Here is a 15469-nt window from a genome sequence, read left to right as displayed (position 1 = left end):
TGCTTCAGGCGCGCGAGCGGCGGCGCGTATGTCCCGCGCGTTTGGACATCGCCTCGTTCACAGCTGCGCGCATGCACTGCGCAACGAGTTCCGATGCCTTCGTGCGCTTGGCGCGCGCGGGCCGTGCGATCACGAGTGGCTGGCGTATGGTCTCTTCGCGAATGGGCCGCTCGATTGCGCCCGTCGATGACGAAGCCGTTTCGCTCTGCGTGATCAGCAGCGACACGCCGAGACCATGCGCAACCATGCTGCGCACGAGTTCGAGCGACGTCGCCCGATAGCGCACCTCAGGCGCGAGCCCGCATTGCCAGAACGGCGCCATCAGAAATTCGCGGCTGTGTGGCAGATCGATCAGGATCAGCGGCTCTTTCGCGAGCTCGTGCAGCGACAGCTTGCCTACCTTCTTCGCGAGCTTCGATGCGGTGGGCACGAGCGCGTAGGGCTCCAGTTCCGCGAGACACTCGCGTTCGATATCGGCGGGCAGGCCGACGTCGTACATCAGCGCAAGTTCGATGTGGCTGCTACGCAATCCTTCTTCGAGCTGCACGAGATCGCCTTCGACGAAGCGTATCGACAGGTCCGGAAAGCGCGCACGAGCAATGCGCAGCAACGCGGGCAGATAGACGGGCGCAATCGTGCTGAAGACGCCGATTTGCACTTCCCCTGATGCCGCGTCGCCGCTGTCGTCGGCTTCGAACGATGCGGCGGCGCTCAGCAGTTGACGCGCTTCCGCGAGCTTGCGTACGCCGAAGCGCGTCAGCGTCATCTTTGCGCCGGATTCGCGTGTGAAGAGCGTGTCGTCGAACAGCGATTCGAGCTCGCGTATCGCGACGGAAATGGATGGCTGCGATACGTTCAGCTGCTTCGCCGCGGCTGTCGTGCTGCCTGTTTCCGCTGTCGCCGTGAAATAGCGCAGGAGCCGCAACGAGACACGCATCGGAAAATCCTATAGGTGCTAATTCAATTCGATATTTTACTTGATAGCCTGTGCAGATTGAGAATCGGCGCATCGAACCCTCGTGAAAGGAGCCGTCGATGTTCCGTTCGAATCTGCCGCTCGAAGGGCTGCGCGTGATCGATTTCTCACGCGTGCTCGCGGGCCCATATTGCACTGCGCTGCTCGGCGATCTGGGCGCGGACGTGATCAAGATCGAGCCGCCCGCGGGCGACGACTATCGCGCAGTCGGCCCCTTCACCGAAGAAGGCGAGAGCGGTTTGTTCGCCGCGATGAACCGCAACAAGCGAAGCATCGTGCTCGACCTGAAGACCGATGCCGGGCGTGAACTTGCGCGCGCGTTGTGCGCGGACGCCGATGTCGTCGTCGAGAACTTCAGGCCGGGTGTTGCGGACAAGCTTGGCATCGGTTATGCCCCGTTGAGCGAGATCAATCCGTCGCTCGTGTATGCAAGCGTGTCGGGCTTCGGTCAAACGGGACCCGAATCGCATCGCCCTGCATACGACATCATCCTGCAAGCGATGTGCGGACTCATGGACGCAACCGGCTCGCCGGGCGGACCGCCGACGATGATCGGCGAATCGGTATCGGACGTCGTCAGCGGTCTCTTTGCGTCGTGGGGCGTGCTCGCGGCACTGCTCGCGCGCGAGCGCAACGGCAAGGGCACGCATGTCGACGTGTCGATGTTCGATGCGACGCTCGGACTGAGCGCGACCCTCGTCGCGCGTTATGCCGCAACGGGAATCGCGCCGCGCCGCGTCGGCAACCGTCATCCGTCGTCGGCGCCGTTCGGCGCGTATCGCGCGGTGGACGGCTTCTATGTCGTCGCGGTGCTGAACAATCGCTTGTTCGGCGCGTTCGCGCACGCCATCGACGCCCCGCATCTCGCGAGCGATCCGCGCTTCGCCAGCGATGCGTCGCGTTGCATTCACGAAGCCGATCTGCGCGCGACGATCGAGGCATGGTCGGCGTCGCGCACCGTCGACGAAGTCAATCGCACGCTCAGTGACGCAGGCATTCCCGTCGCGCCCATCCGCAATGTCCGGGAAGCGTTGGAAAGCGATCACGCGGCCTATCGCGCGCTGCTGACGCAAGTGCAGCGCGAAGGCAAACGCGCGGCGCGCGTGCCTTCGCAGCCGGTGAAGTTTTCCGCGTACGAGGTCAATCGCGTGTCGCCTGCACCGGCGCTAGGCGAGCATGCCGAAGCACTGTTGCAGCAACTCGGCTACGACGTGGAAGACATCGCATCGTTGCGCGAGCGCGGCGCGTTTGGCGCAGGTGCATCGAAAGAGGAGAGCGCATTTCGCAACGAGGAGCGTAACCATGTATAAGCGTCTGGGTATCGAGGACAGCGATCTGGAGATCGCCGACGCGATCTCGCGTTTCGCGCAAAGCGAACTTGCGCCGCGTGCGGCGCAGGTCGATCGCGACGAGCTTTCGACCACGCGCCATGTCGCGCAACTCGCCGAACTCGGCGTGATGGGTATGAATCTGCCCGAGCGTTGGGGCGGCGTGGGTGCGTCTGCGGTCGCGATGGTGCTCTCGCTCGTGGAGATCGCGAAGGCATGCGCATCGACGTCGTCGATGATCGGCGCGCACTATCTCGCGACGGATTCGATCCTGATCGGCGGCGACGATGCGTTGCGAGAGCGTTATCTGCCCGACGCGGCTTCGGGCCGCAAGCTCGGTGCATTCGCGTTGACGGAGCCGCGCGCCGGCTCGAATCCCGCCGACATGTCCACGCGCGCGACACGCGAGGGCGACGGCTATCGGATCACGGGCGTCAAGCACTTCATCTCGAATGCGGACGCTGCCGGCTTTATCGTCGTGTATGCGAAGACGGATGCCGATGCGGGCACGCGTGGCATCAGCGCATTCGTGGTCGATCGGGAAACGCCGGGTGTCGATGTTGCGCCCGCCGAAAAACTGATGGGCATACGCGGCGCGCCGGCACATGAAGTGGCGCTCGATTGCCATGTGCCCGCTGCGAATCGACTGGGCGCAGAGGGCAGCGGCTTTCGCACTGCGATGACAGTGCTCGACAACAGCCGGCTCGATGTCGCTGCAACGAGCATCGGCATTGCAGAGGCGGCGCTAGCGCTTGCCGTCGAATGGCTGAAGACGCGGCACGTCGGCGGCGAGCCTTTGTCGCGCAAGCAAGGCCTGCAGTGGACGATCGCCGATATGAAGACGCGTCTCGAAGCCGCATGGCTGCTGACGTTGCAGGCGGCAGCCATGCGCATCGCAGGTGAGCCGTTCACGCAGCAAGCGTCGATGGCGAAGCTCTACGCGTCGGAGATGGCTGCATTCGTCACCGATGCCGCTTTGCAATTGCATGGCGGCTATGGCTTCACGCGCGAGATGCCGTTGGAGCGGCTCGTGCGCGATGCGCGCATTCTGCGCATCTACGAGGGCTCGTCGGAGATACAGCGAACAGTGATTGCACGTTCGGTCTTGGCGTGAATGCTTCGAAGCACTTATTTATTGCCTTAGTGCAATAGAACTGGGCGCGCCCTGTGTTGCCTTGTGTTGCGCGAATAATTGTCTATGCTGATTGGAAATGTGCGCGCCGCGAAGCAGCGATCCGATGGCCATGCGTTGCTCTAATCATCCGCTGGAGCGCGGGATAATTTCTAACTCGTCAATCATCAATGTGCCGCACGCGCTTGCCGCTTCTTCTGTTGTGGCGCGCGGTTTCCTCGGCGCTCAGCTTCGTCTGCGCGCTGCGCTATGACGCCGCGTTTGCCGCATGCGATAACACGGCACCGGCATCGGGCGAAACCGCGACGTGTAGCTCCGCGTCGCCGAACCCTTCGACGACGCCGGTCGTGGCTTTGCCCGGCAGTGTCAACGTAACCGTGAGCGTGCAGGCCGGCGTCGAACTCGACGTCAGCACGGGCAATGCCGTCCTCGTGCGCGATGCGAGCACGGTCACGAATCTCGGCACGCTGAACGTGCTGGCCAACGACTTCGATGGCATCTCCGCGCAGGGCATGGGTGCAGGGCGCAACGTGCTCGTCAATCGCGGCATGATCTCGACGATTAGCCCGCTATCGGAAGGCATGTTCAACAGCGCAGCCGCCGTGACGATGCTGAACGAAACAACGGGCGTCATTCATACGGGCGGCAGCAACGCCGTCGGCATGCACGACTTTCTGAGCCCGGGTGGCGGAACGTTGACCAACAACGGACAGGTATCGACGACTGGCGACGGCTCATACGGCATGGCCGCGCTCACGCACGGCGACACGCTGACCAACAACGGCACGCTCGCGACGAGCGGCCCCAACGCGCACGGCATCTTCGCGAACGGCGGCGCGGTAGGTTCGCCGGGCAACAACACGATCACGAACAGCGGCACCATCACGGTATCCGGCGCGAACGCGCACGGCATTGTTTCGCTGGACTCAGCGCCCGGTGTCATCACCAACAGAGGTTCGATCACGGCGAGCGGCGGGGGCGGCCTCGGCGCGTTCGTCGTCGGCAGCGTGACGTTCGACAACGAGGCGGGCGCCAGCGTGATCAGCCGGCAGGCGAACGGCATCATCGCGAATGGCGGCGGCACGCTCACCAACGCGGGCACGATCGCGGCGCTAAGCGACGGCATCACGCTCGGCGGCGCGGCGACCGTGACGAACACGGGGTCCATTGCCAGCACGGCGAGCGCGGCGATCCTGTCGCACGGCAGTGGCGCGATCACGATCGTCAATGCCGGCAGTCTCAGCGGCTTGCGGGCCGTCGCTACCGATGCTGGCAACGACGTATTCACGATGACGGCAGGATCGACAACGGGTGCCGTCGATCTCGGCGATGGCGACAATGCCGCGACGATCAGCGGTGGCGCCGTCGGCCAGGGAATCACGACGGGCGGCGGCGCGGATACGTTCGTCTGGTCGGGTGGCACGATCGCGGGTGCCGTGACGCTCGGCGCGGGCAACGATACGGCCACGCTGCAAGGGGTCGCCGACAGCAACCTGGCGAAACTCGCTTCGCTCGATGGCGGACAGGGCAATGACGTGTTGACGCTGTCGAACAGCCGGCTCGGTGGATGGTCGAGATTCGGGCACTGGGAGACGGTGAATCTCACGAACGCGAGCCAGCTGACGCTCGACAAGAGCGGTCTCACGCTCGGCGACAGCGGCACGGCCACGGGCATGCTGAACATCGATTCGACGAGCACGCTGTTCGCAGGCGGGCTCGGTGATCCGCCCATTTCGCCGGTCGTAGCGGGACAACTCGTCACCGTCAACAATGCCGGTACGATCGACCTGACCAACGGCGGATCGAGCACGAGCGATACGCTTGTGATCAACGGTAACTATGCCGGCATGAAGGGACGGCTGCTGCTGCAAAGCCTGTTAGGCAGCGACGGTTCGCCGGCAGACAGGCTCGTCATCTCTCAAGGCGCAGCGACGGGGAGCACGACGATCGGCGTGACTAACGTCGGTGGAGGCGGCGGCGTGACGAACGCGAATGGCATTCTCCTCGTTCAGGCGATCAATGGCGGAACGACGGCAGCGAGCTCGTTCACGCTGTCGTCGCCGCTGATGGCGGGCGCGTACGTCTACTATCTGTTCAAAGGCGGGGTTGATGCGGGTACCGCGGACAACTGGTATCTGCGGTCGAGTCTCGCCGCACCTGCGCCGATACCCGCGCCTTCGCCGACGCCTACGCCGCAGCCATCACCGCCACAGCCGGCGCCGATGCCCGCTGTCGGCACGCCGCCCTTGCCGCCGCCACCGCCGCCCGGCTCGCCGCCGATTCCGCTCTATCGGATGGAAGCGCCCGTCTACGCGGCAGTGCCCGTCGTTGCGCGTGCACTCGGCGTCGAACAGATGGGCACGTTTCACGAGCGGCAAGGCGCGCAGATGCTGTTGAACGAGACGGGCAGACTGCCCGCGGCGTGGGTGCGCGCCTGGGGCGAACATGCGGAAGCGACGAGTGGCGGCACGCTCGAGCCCGCGTTCAGCGGCACGATGGGCGGCGTGCAGGCGGGCCATGACCTTTACGCGGACGGCACGCCCAACGGCCATCGCAATCACTACGGCGTGTTCTTTTCATTCGTGCGCGCGACGGGCGACGTCAATGGTTTCGCGCTGGGCTTCCCCGATTTCGCCGCCGGGCATCTGTCGATCAACTCGACGGGAGCGGGCGCGTACTGGACGCATATCGGGCCGGGCGGCTGGTACACGGATGCCGTGATCGTCGGCAGTTCGTTGTCGGTATCGCCGTCGTCGAACGAGGGCATTTCGGCATCGACGAACGGCTATGAAATCGGGGCTTCGATCGAAGGCGGCTTCCCCGTTCCGTTGTCTGCGAGCCTGAGCGTCGAGCCGCAGATCCAGTTGATCGTGCAGCACCTTGGCATCGACGATCTCAGCGACGGCGTATCGAACGTGTCGTTTCATGCGGCGAACAGCGTCGTCGGGCGGATCGGCGCGCGCGTGCAGGGACAGTTCGAGCAGGGAGGCGCCGCGTTCCAGCCTTTCGCGACTGCGAACCTGTGGCGCAACTTCGGCGGCACCGATTACGCGACGCTGGGTCCGACGGCGCTTTCCGTCAGCGATGCGGCGACTGCGCTGCAATTCGATATCGGCGTGGTTGCAAAAGCAAGCAGGCGCGCGAGCGCATTCGCGAGGGTCGCGTACACGATGAATGTGAACGGATCACATCGGAGTGTCGTGGGCGGGAACGTTGGCGTGAGGTGGAGCTGGTGATTCGGAAGCTTGTGATTCGGCTTGTGATTCGGCTTGTGATTCGGCTTGTGATTCGGCTTGTGATTCGGCTTGTGATTCGGCTTGTGATTCGGCTTGTGATTCGGCTTGTGATTCGATTAGGCAGAAAGATTCCGCAGAAAACAAAAGCCCAGTCGCGAGGACTGGGCTTTTTGTTTGAATCTGCTGGTGCCGGAAAGAGGAATCGAACCCCCGACCTTCGCATTACGAATGCGCTGCTCTACCGTCTGAGCTATTCCGGCGCCGTTGTTGCTTTCGTTTTGAACGTCAACAACGAAGAAGGAAGATTATAGGGTGTCGTTTACTCAGTTGGCAAGTGCTTTCTTAATTTTTCTTTTTCAGATGGTAGCGGGTCACACGATCCACCTCGTTCTTCGAGCCGAGGAACACCGCGACGCGCTCATGCAGGCTCTTCGGCTGGATGTCGAGAATGCGCTTTTCGCCGTTGGTCGCGGCGCCGCCCGCCTGTTCGACGATGAACGCCATCGGGTTCGCTTCGTACATCAGGCGCAGCTTGCCGGGCTTCGACGGATCACGCTTGTCTGCCGGATACATGAAGATGCCGCCGCGGCTCAGGATGCGATGTACGTCCGCGACCATCGAAGCGACCCAGCGCATGTTGAAGTCGGCCTGGCGCGGACCGTCCTTGCCCGCGTTCAGTTCGCCGATGTACTGCTGCACGGGCTCATACCAGTGGCGCTGGTTCGACGCGTTGATCGCGTACTCGCGCGTCTCGACGGGGATGCGCAAGTCGCTTTGCGTGAGCACCCACGAGCCCAGCTCGCGATCGAGCGTGAAGCAGTTGACGCCGTTGCCCGTCGTCAGCACGAGCACGCTCTGCGGACCATACACGGCATAACCCGCCGCGACCTGCTGCGTGCCTTTCTGCAGGAACGATTGCTCGGTCGGCTGCTGACCGTCCGGGCAACGCAGCACCGAGAAGATCGTGCCGATCGACACGTTGACGTCGATGTTCGACGAGCCGTCGAGCGGATCGAACACGAGCAGATATTCGCCCCTCGGATAGTTCGCGGGGATCGGGAAGAACTGCTCCATCTCTTCCGACGCCATGCCTGCGAGGTTGCCGCCCCATTCGTTGGCGTCGAGCAGAATCTCGTTCGACAGGATGTCGAGCCTCTTCTGCACTTCGCCCTGGACGTTCTCGCTGCCGGCCGTGCCCAGCGCTTCGCCGAGCGCGCCCTTGCTGACGTGATAGCTGATGGCCTTGCACGCGCGCGCAACGACTTCGATCAACAGACGCAGATCAGCGGGCAGGTTGTTGTTTTCGCGCTGCTGCTCGATCAGATACTTGGTGAGAGTGGTACGACGTTGCAAAGACATTGCTGTACTCCGGAGAGGCTTGGGAATACCTGGATTTTAACCTTTCGATGTGCGGGTTCCGTGACTTTATGAACAGTCCGGATCTGATTGCGGATAGCCACCGGTTTTCAAGCGGGTAGTTCTGCGGCGGATCGAGGGCGCGGTTTTTGCGCGAATGGCATGCCGAAGCGCGCGTCGTGAGCGGCTCATTACCGGCTCAATGTTGAAGCAAGCTAATGAAAAATCGAAGAAGGGTCGATTTGAGCTATGCGTTCGCTGTGCCGGATAGAACCACCGCGTCGAACGGGAGAATCCAAGTCCATTGGCGATGCAAGCTCAGATGAACGGAGGAAAAAAGCCGGCACGTGTGCCGGCTTTTGACTGCCATCGATGGCTAATAAGGATCAGCCCAACGCTTTCTCGACAATCTCGCGCACGTCGCGCGACTTCGCCTGAGCCGCGACCTTCTCCAGCGCCGCGCGCATCTGCTCGCGCAGCGCGGGCGTGAAGCGCCGCCACAACTCCAGCGCTCGCGCGAGACGGGCCGCGACCTGCGGATTGAGCGCATCGAGTGCGATCACCTGCTCGGACCAGAACGTGTAGCCTGAGCCGTCTTCCGCATGGAACTGCGCCGGGTTCGCCGAGCAGAAGCTGAAGATCAGCGAGCGCGCGCGGTTCGGGTTCTTCAGGTTGAACGCGGGATGCGTCATCAGCTTGCGCACGATGTCGATCACATGGCGCTGTTTCGTGCCGCGCTGCATCGCTTGCAGCGCGAACCACTTGTCGATGACGAGCGGCTCGTTCTCGAAGCGGCGATAGAAGTCGTCGAGCACATCCGCGGCGGCCGCGCCGCCGTTCGATGCCGCAGCCGTCAGCAAAGCCGACAGCGCCGACGCGCGATCCGTCATGTTGTCCGCCGCGTCGTACTGTGCCTTCGCGAGACGCACGGCATCGGCGGGATCGTCGAGTTCGGCGAGATAGGCGAGCGCCAGATTCTTCAGCGCGCGATGGCCGGCCGCTTTCGGCGTCGGCTCATACGCGCCCGGCGTCTGATGCCGTTCGTAGATGGCGAGCCAGTCGCCCTTGAGCGCCGATGCGAGACGCTTGCGCACGAACTGCCGCGCGCTATGCACGGCGGCCGGATTCGACTCGTCCATCTGCTCGGCGAGATACGCTTCCGACGGCAGCATCAGCGCAAGCTCGCGGAACGCCGGCGACAACGTCTCGTCGTTCAGCACGCGGGCGAACGCGGCGACGACGGTATCGTCGAGTTCGAGCGTCTTGCTCGTTGCCGCGCGCTCGGCGAGCGTCAGCAGCTCGCGCGTCGCGAGTCGCTGGCCGGCCTCCCAGCGGTTGAACGGATCGCTGTCATGCGCGAGCAGGAACGCGAGCTCATCGGCCGTGTAGTCGTATTCGACGACGACGGGCGCCGAGAAATTGCGCAGCAGCGACGGCAGCGGTTTTTCGGCGACATCGACGAACGTGAAGGCCTGCTCGGTTTCGGTGAATTCGAGCACGCGCGTCGTTTGCGGCGACGCCGATGCTTCGCCTTCGAGGCGCAGCGGCAAGTCCTGACCGTCCGCGCCGATCAGGCCGATCGCGAACGGAATCAGCAGCGGGCCTTTCTGCGTTTCGCGCGCGGCCGGCGACGCGTCGCCGAAGCCTTGCGTGAGCTTCACGGTGTAGCGTTTTTTCGTGGCGTCGTAGTTCGTCGAGACTGCGATGCGCGGCGTGCCCGCCTGGCTGTACCAGCGCTCGAACTGCGCGAGGTCGCGGCCATTCGCGTCGGCCATCGCGTGACGGAAGTCGTCGCATGTCACCGCGTGGCCGTCGTGGCGCTTGAAGTACAGATCCATGCCGTGCCGGAAGCCTTCGCGACCGAACAGCGTCTGATACATCCGCACGACTTCCGAGCCTTTCTCATAGACGGTCATCGTGTAGAAGTTGTTGATCTCGACATAGCTTTCCGGGCGGACGGGATGGGCCATCGGGCCGGCATCCTCGGCGAACTGCATCTGACGCAGCACGCGCACATCCTCGATGCGCTTCGTCGCGCGCGCTGCCTGATCCTGGCCAGCGCTGCCGCCACTCGCCATATCCGCGGAAAACTCCTGATCGCGGAATACGGTCAGCCCTTCTTTCAGGCTCAACTGAAACCAGTCGCGGCACGTGACACGATTGCCCGTCCAGTTATGGAAGTATTCGTGGCCGACGACGGCCTCGATATTCGAAAAGTCCGTATCGGTCGCGGTTTCAGGATTGGCCAGCACGTACTTCGTGTTGAAGATATTGAGGCCCTTGTTCTCCATCGCGCCCATGTTGAAGTCGCTCACGGCGACGATCATGAAGCGGTCCAGATCGAGTTCGAGGCCGAAGCGCTCTTCGTCCCAGCGGATCGAGTGGATCAGCGAATCCATCGCGTGACGGGTCTTGTCGAGATCGTGCGCCTCGACCCACACCTGCAGCAGCTTTTCCTTGCCGGAGCTCGTCTTTACGCGTTCTTCGAGTGCGACGAGCTTGCCCGCGACGAGCGCGAACAGATAGCTCGGCTTCCTGAACGGGTCTTCCCAGCGCGCGAAGTGACGGCCGTCGGGCAGATCGCCATGTTCGAGCAGATTGCCGTTGGACAGCAGCACCGGGTACGTGGCCTTGTCGGCGCGCATCGTCACCGTGTAGGTGGCCATCACGTCCGGGCGGTCGAGGAACCACGTGATGCGCCGGAAGCCTTCCGCTTCGCACTGCGTGAAGAAGTTGCCGCTCGATACGTAGAGGCCCGAGAGCGTCGTGTTCGCGGCGGGATTGCAGATGCCCGTCACCGTCAGCTCGAACGAGTCGGGCACGTTGTCGACGGTCAGGCCGTGTTTGTGCGCATGCGCGCCGGCATAAGGCTTGCCGTCGAGCGACGCCTCGACGAATTCCATCTGCTCGCCGATCAGCTCGAGATGCGTGGCGCGTACCGCATCGGGATTGCGGCGGATGCGCATCGTATTCCTGACGACGGTGCGCTCGGGCACGAGATCGAATTCGAGTGCGACGGTATCGATGAGAAAGGCGGGCGGCGCGTAGTCGGCGCGGCGGATCACTTGAGGCGTTTCGGTATCGGCCATGGTGTCGTGACGGAAGAAAGCTCGAAGCCGGCGAGCGTCGTGCGCAGGCCGGGCGGGTCGGACCATTGTACAAAGCCTCGGCCGATCGTGCGGACAGAACTTTTTACCGGCCGTATGAGTCAGCGTATTATCGGGCCGCTCGCGCGCAGACGCGGGCGACGATATCAACGAGGTAGACCATGAAGCTCGTCCGATTGACCCGCCACGCGGTGCTCGTGCTGGCGGCGCTCGCTACGCTGCTGGCGGGCTGCACGACCTATGTCACGACGCAGGTGACGGCCTTTTCCGACTGGAGCGGCAGCGACGCGACGCGCACTTACGCGTTCACGCGCGCGCCGGAGCAGAAGAACAATCTCGAACAGGCCACATACGAACAGATCGTCGCGAATGAACTCGCGCTGCACGCGTTCCGCCAAGCCGATGCGCGCGACGCGCGCTATCTGGTAGCGCTCGCCTGGGGCATGCGCTCCGATACCGTGACGGTGGCGCAGCCCGTCTACTACTACAACCCGTGGCCGGGCCCGTACTACTGGGGGCGGCCATTCGATCCGTGGGGCCCGTGGGGTCCGTTCCCGCCGACCTATGTGAACCAGAGCTATCCCGTGTACACGCACCTGCTCGGCATTCGCATCACGGAGCGCGCGTCGGGCAAGGAGGTCTACAACGTGACGGCGCGCAACACGGACGAGCAGTCGTCATTGATTGCCGCAATGCCTTTTCTCGCGCGCAGCGCGATGTCCGATTTCCCGTTGAGCAACGGCGCGGTGCGCACGGTGAAGATTCCTTTGAACGGGAAAGACGGCGCGTCGAACGAGGTCGCGGCGGGCGGCGCGTCGGCGCCTGTCCCGGCGTCGGGCGCGAAGACTGTCGAGTAGGCGCGTTCGCGCGCGAAGAAAAAGCCGCATAGTGTGAGCGATGCGGCTTTTTTGTTCACCGACGCGACGCGCCAAACGCGGCGCGAATTGTCAAACGCCGATACCCATCAACGCCATCGCGCCCAGCACGACGAACATGATCGCCGCGATGCCGTGCACGAGCTTGGTCGGCAGCTTGTGGGCGAAGCGGTCGCCGAGCAGGATCGCCGGCACGTTCGCGATCATCATGCCGAGCGTCGTGCCCGCGACGACGCCGAAGAAGTCATGGAAGCGCGCCGCGAGCGCGACGGTCGCGATTTGCGTCTTGTCGCCCATTTCGGCGAGGAAGAATGTGACCACGGTCGCGCCGAACACGCCGAAGTGCGTGCGGTTGGTGTTCGCTTCCTCGTCTTCCAGCTTGTCGGGCACGAGAATCCACAGACCCATGCCGATGAACGAGGCGGCCAGCGCCCAGCGCATCACGGTCGGTGTGACGAGCGAGCCGAGCCACGCGCCGAGCGCGCCGGCGCCCGCGTGGTTGATGAGCGTCGCGACAAGCACGCCGAGAATGATGGGCAGCGGTTTGCGGTAGCGCGCGGCAAGGACCAGCGAGAGCAGTTGCGTCTTGTCGCCGATTTCAGCGAGCGCGACGGCGCCGGTCGAGATCAGAAATGCTTGTTCCACGTTTCGATAGATTCCCCGGGCCGAGATGTGTGCGAGCGACGACCCACGACGCGCCGGGCCCTAGAGCGGCGGTGGTGGATCATCGGTCTCGCCAGGCCAGAGGCTGCGTCTGCCATGGCCGATATGGCCAAGTCTGTTGACAGGCGCCCCCGCGATTCATGCGCGCTGCGCTCGCTGTTCGGTCTGACCGAACCGTTGCGCGGGCATGAAGCAGGGCGGCTACTCCCCAATGAGCGACGGAGTATAGCACGGTGGCCTGTGCGGCAGCGTCGCGCGTTGCGCAACTTGTGGCGACTCTTCGCTCACTTACAGCAAGCCGCTGCGGCGCGGAGCGCCAATGTAGATTTTTAACGGAACTGTCGCATGTCCCCCACGGGAATGGGGAAGTAACAAAACCCGTGCTACTGTTCCGTCCCCCGTGTTCGACGGGGCGCGGCGAACCCCTTGGAACAGGCGGATGCCTTTCGGGAAATGCAGGAAAACGCTTTCGTCGCGCGCAAGAGACGGATACAGATGGATACGTCTTTTCTGGCTGATTTCGGCCAGAATGCTCTGTATCATTTCGGGCGGCCGAGGTAATTACCAGACGAAAGCCCGGTTTTGACATTCCGCCCTAAATAATCGTCGCTGCGTGCCGTTATTTCGGTGATTCCTTAAGTCAATCCTGGATTCACCTTGGCGTCGCGCCCCGCCCCGGAGTAGCGCGCCTCACGTGCTGTCGACGGCAGGCGCGCCCACGGCGCCAGCAGCCTTCACGCGCGAACACCGATATGCCCGATCTGCACTGGACAATTCCGGTTGCTCGCTGGTCTTCGTGGCCTGCCGTCGCAGCCGTCGCCCCCGACATTGGCTTCATCGAGCCGATGGTGCGGCGTCGTCTGAGTACGCTGTCGCGGGTCGCGCTGAAGGTCGCGCACGGGTGCGCCGCCGACCACCCCAATGTGCGGATTGTTTTCGCCTCGCGCCACGGCGAGTTGCGCCGCACGACCGATATCCTGCGCAACATCAGCGCGGGCGAGCCCGTCTCGCCGACTTCGTTCAGTCTTTCCGTGCTCAACGCGATGACGGGCGTATTCGGCATCGCGCGCGGCGACCGCACAGCCGCGAGCGCGCTGTCTGCGGGCGCGGAGACGCTCGGCTACGCGCTGCTCGAAGCGCACGCCCAATACGCGACCGACCCGTCGACGCCCGTGCTGCTCGTCTACGCCGACGAGCCCGCCGATCCCGCCTACGGCACGATAGAAGAGGAAGTGCACGGCGGCGCGCTCGCGATCCTGCTCGACGACTCAGCCGCGACGGGCCGGCTGTCATGCGCGCGCAAGGCCGCGACGACGGCCGCTACGAACACATCACAAGAAGCACCGTCGGGTACCGTCTTTGCAACGCAGAGCCAGGCCGTGCATCACTGCCTCGACACGCGCACGGCCGCGCAGTGGCGCGGCGAGCACGCCGCCTGGGCATGGAGCTGGCATGAAGGCGTGGCTTGACTATCGCTGGCGCCTCGTGGCGACGGCGCTCGCGTTCACGGCGTTCGGCGTCTGCGGACTCGGCTTTTCGCTGATCCTGTTCCCCATCGCGTGGATATGGCCGCATCGCGCGTCGAAGCAGCGCGCCGTGACCGCGATCATTCATGCGTTCTTTCGCGCGCTCGTCGCCGTGCTGCAGCGGGCGGGCGTCATGGAGCTCGATGCGCGCGGCGTCGAAGCGCTGCGCCGCAACGGCGAGGGCCCCGCCATCGTCGTCGCGAATCATCCGACCTGGCTCGACGTGATGGTGCTGTTGTCGCTGACGCCGCGTGCGTGCTGCGTCGTGAAGAGCGCGCACTGGGGCAATCCGTTTTTCTGGGGCGTCGTGCGCGCGGCGGAGTACGTGAGCAATGCCGACCCCGTCGAGCTCGTCGACGCAGGCGCGCGGCAACTGGCGCGCGGCTACACGATGATCATCTTTCCGGAAGGCACGCGCAGCCCGGCGCGCAACCGGATGCATACTTTTTCGCGCGGATTCGCGCATATGGCGCTCAAGTCCGGCGCGCCGATCCTGCCCGTCCTGATGGACTGCGATCCGCCGGCCTTCACGAAGGGCATGCGCTGGTACAACGTGCCCGAGCGCGCGTTCCGCATGCGCGTCAACGTGCTCGAACCCGTCGGCGCGGACGGGCTGGCATCGCACGACGAACCGCCCGCGCTCGCCGCGCGCGCGGTGACGAGCGCAATCGAAGCACACATCACCCGGCACCTGTTCGACTATGGATTCTTTAAAGCTTGAAATCAAACAGCTTCTGATCGAAGCGCTCGATCTGGAAGACCTGACGCCCGCCGACATCGACGACGATGCGCCGCTCTTCGATACCGACGGCATCGGTCTCGATTCGATCGACGCGCTCGAAATCGGCATCGTGCTGCGCAAACACTATCAACTGACGATCGCGGCGAACGACGAACGCACGCGAGAGCACTTCCGCTCGATCAATACGCTTGCAGCGCTGGTGGCGAGCCAGCGCGAACTGGCGCATGAGTCGGGCGAAACCACAAAGAAAGGGGAATGACCGTGACCGACACCGAGATTCTTGAGCGCATCCGCGCGATCTTCAAAGAGAACTTTGCGATCGAGCCTGAACGCGTGACGCCCGACGCGCATCTGTTCGAAGAGCTCGACCTGGACAGCATCGATGCCGTCGATCTCGCGATCAAGCTGCAGGAAATGACGGGCCGCCGGATCAAGCCAGAAGAGTTCAAGTCGGTGCGTACGGTCGGCGACGTGATCGTTGCCGTCGAATCGCTGCTCGCGGCGCAGGGCTGATGCACGCGCAACGTT

General features: G+C 63.8%; 12 protein-coding genes, 1 tRNA gene and 1 riboswitch. Of the genes, 8 read left to right on the top strand and 5 right to left on the bottom strand.

Annotated elements, in window-relative coordinates; translation table 11 throughout:
• Positions 1–4 precede the first annotated feature (4 nt).
• Complete coding sequence (locus tag AB4Y32_RS14860; protein ID WP_368722041.1) at positions 5–937, bottom strand: LysR substrate-binding domain-containing protein; 933 nt, start codon at positions 935–937, stop codon at positions 5–7.
• 98 nt (positions 938–1035) lie between these two features.
• Here AB4Y32_RS14860 and AB4Y32_RS14855 point away from each other — a divergent pair, with 98 nt between their 5' ends.
• The 3 genes from AB4Y32_RS14855 (at position 1036) to AB4Y32_RS14845 (ending at position 6672) form a co-directional block, all read left to right on the top strand.
• A complete protein-coding gene (locus AB4Y32_RS14855) occupies positions 1036–2286 on the top strand; it encodes a CaiB/BaiF CoA transferase family protein (RefSeq protein WP_368722040.1) in 1251 nt (416 codons plus the stop codon).
• Positions 2279–3418 carry an acyl-CoA dehydrogenase family protein gene (locus AB4Y32_RS14850; protein WP_368722039.1) on the top strand — a complete coding sequence of 380 codons (1140 nt, stop codon included), beginning with the start codon at positions 2279–2281 and terminating at the stop codon, positions 3416–3418. The genes AB4Y32_RS14855 and AB4Y32_RS14850 overlap by 8 nt, the downstream gene beginning before the upstream one ends.
• 188 nt (positions 3419–3606) lie before the next feature.
• Positions 3607–6672: an autotransporter family protein gene (locus AB4Y32_RS14845; RefSeq protein ID WP_368722038.1), complete on the top strand. Its 3066-nt coding sequence runs from the start codon at positions 3607–3609 to the stop codon at positions 6670–6672.
• A gap of 184 nt (positions 6673–6856) precedes the next feature.
• Here AB4Y32_RS14845 and AB4Y32_RS14840 read toward each other — a convergent pair.
• From AB4Y32_RS14840 to pepN, 3 genes are all read right to left on the bottom strand, one after another.
• Positions 6857–6932: transfer RNA gene (locus tag AB4Y32_RS14840), tRNA-Thr, on the bottom strand.
• Between the two features lie 82 nt (positions 6933–7014).
• Positions 7015–8031 (bottom strand): class 1 fructose-bisphosphatase, encoded by a 1017-nt coding sequence (locus tag AB4Y32_RS14835; protein ID WP_368722037.1) that lies wholly within the window; start codon positions 8029–8031, stop codon positions 7015–7017.
• A 383-nt stretch (positions 8032–8414) separates the two neighbouring features.
• A complete protein-coding gene (gene pepN, locus AB4Y32_RS14830) occupies positions 8415–11117 on the bottom strand; it encodes an aminopeptidase N (RefSeq protein ID WP_368722036.1) in 2703 nt (900 codons plus the stop codon).
• 179 nt (positions 11118–11296) lie between these two features.
• Here pepN and AB4Y32_RS14825 point away from each other — a divergent pair, with 179 nt between their 5' ends.
• A complete protein-coding gene (locus tag AB4Y32_RS14825) occupies positions 11297–11992 on the top strand; it encodes a DUF4136 domain-containing protein (protein ID WP_368722035.1) in 696 nt (231 codons plus the stop codon).
• 90 nt (positions 11993–12082) lie between these two features.
• Here AB4Y32_RS14825 and AB4Y32_RS14820 read toward each other — a convergent pair whose 3' ends face one another.
• Entirely contained in the window at positions 12083–12655 is a 573-nt protein-coding gene (locus AB4Y32_RS14820; protein ID WP_368722034.1) for a TMEM165/GDT1 family protein, read from the bottom strand.
• Positions 12656–12710: 55 nt separating this feature from the next.
• A riboswitch (yybP-ykoY riboswitch) is annotated at positions 12711–12895 on the bottom strand.
• 530 nt (positions 12896–13425) lie between these two features.
• Here AB4Y32_RS14820 and AB4Y32_RS14815 point away from each other — a divergent pair.
• Genes AB4Y32_RS14815 through AB4Y32_RS14800 form a run of 4 tightly spaced genes read left to right on the top strand, consistent with a single transcriptional unit; the run spans position 13426 to position 15454 of the window.
• Positions 13426–14142, top strand: a complete 717-nt coding sequence (locus tag AB4Y32_RS14815) for a beta-ketoacyl synthase chain length factor (protein ID WP_368722033.1) — start codon at positions 13426–13428, stop codon at positions 14140–14142.
• Positions 14126–14920 carry a lysophospholipid acyltransferase family protein gene (locus AB4Y32_RS14810; RefSeq protein ID WP_368722032.1) on the top strand — a complete coding sequence of 265 codons (795 nt, stop codon included), beginning with the start codon at positions 14126–14128 and terminating at the stop codon, positions 14918–14920. The genes AB4Y32_RS14815 and AB4Y32_RS14810 overlap by 17 nt, the downstream gene beginning before the upstream one ends.
• Entirely contained in the window at positions 14901–15200 is a 300-nt protein-coding gene (locus AB4Y32_RS14805; protein WP_368722031.1) for a phosphopantetheine-binding protein, read from the top strand. Before AB4Y32_RS14810 ends, AB4Y32_RS14805 begins: the two co-directional genes overlap by 20 nt.
• Positions 15197–15454, top strand: a complete 258-nt coding sequence (locus AB4Y32_RS14800; RefSeq protein ID WP_087738017.1) for an acyl carrier protein — start codon at positions 15197–15199, stop codon at positions 15452–15454. The genes AB4Y32_RS14805 and AB4Y32_RS14800 overlap by 4 nt, the downstream gene beginning before the upstream one ends.
• Positions 15455–15469 lie beyond the last annotated feature (15 nt).

This window comes from Paraburkholderia phymatum, from assembly GCF_040965635.1.
Classification (GTDB): Bacteria; Pseudomonadota; Gammaproteobacteria; order Burkholderiales; family Burkholderiaceae; genus Paraburkholderia; species Paraburkholderia phymatum_B.
The sequence above is the reverse complement of the archived record's forward strand: the minus strand, read 5'-3'. Positions and strand labels throughout refer to the sequence as shown.

Excerpts from the sequence above, each read along its gene's own strand:
- AB4Y32_RS14845 (WP_368722038.1), top strand. The coding sequence starts at position 3,607 with ATGTGCCGCACGCGCTTGCCGCTTCTTCTGTTGTGGCGCGCGGTTTCC.
- AB4Y32_RS14850 (WP_368722039.1), top strand. The coding sequence starts at position 2,279 with ATGTATAAGCGTCTGGGTATCGAGGACAGCGATCTGGAGATCGCCGAC.
- pepN (WP_368722036.1), bottom strand. The coding sequence starts at position 11,117 with ATGGCCGATACCGAAACGCCTCAAGTGATCCGCCGCGCCGACTACGCG.
- AB4Y32_RS14825 (WP_368722035.1), top strand. The coding sequence starts at position 11,297 with ATGAAGCTCGTCCGATTGACCCGCCACGCGGTGCTCGTGCTGGCGGCG.
- AB4Y32_RS14815 (WP_368722033.1), top strand. The coding sequence starts at position 13,426 with ATGCCCGATCTGCACTGGACAATTCCGGTTGCTCGCTGGTCTTCGTGG.
- AB4Y32_RS14860 (WP_368722041.1), bottom strand. The coding sequence starts at position 937 with ATGCGTGTCTCGTTGCGGCTCCTGCGCTATTTCACGGCGACAGCGGAA.
- AB4Y32_RS14810 (WP_368722032.1), top strand. The coding sequence starts at position 14,126 with ATGAAGGCGTGGCTTGACTATCGCTGGCGCCTCGTGGCGACGGCGCTC.
- AB4Y32_RS14855 (WP_368722040.1), top strand. The coding sequence starts at position 1,036 with ATGTTCCGTTCGAATCTGCCGCTCGAAGGGCTGCGCGTGATCGATTTC.
- AB4Y32_RS14800 (WP_087738017.1), top strand. The coding sequence starts at position 15,197 with ATGACCGTGACCGACACCGAGATTCTTGAGCGCATCCGCGCGATCTTC.
- AB4Y32_RS14835 (WP_368722037.1), bottom strand. The coding sequence starts at position 8,031 with ATGTCTTTGCAACGTCGTACCACTCTCACCAAGTATCTGATCGAGCAG.
- AB4Y32_RS14805 (WP_368722031.1), top strand. The coding sequence starts at position 14,901 with ATGGATTCTTTAAAGCTTGAAATCAAACAGCTTCTGATCGAAGCGCTC.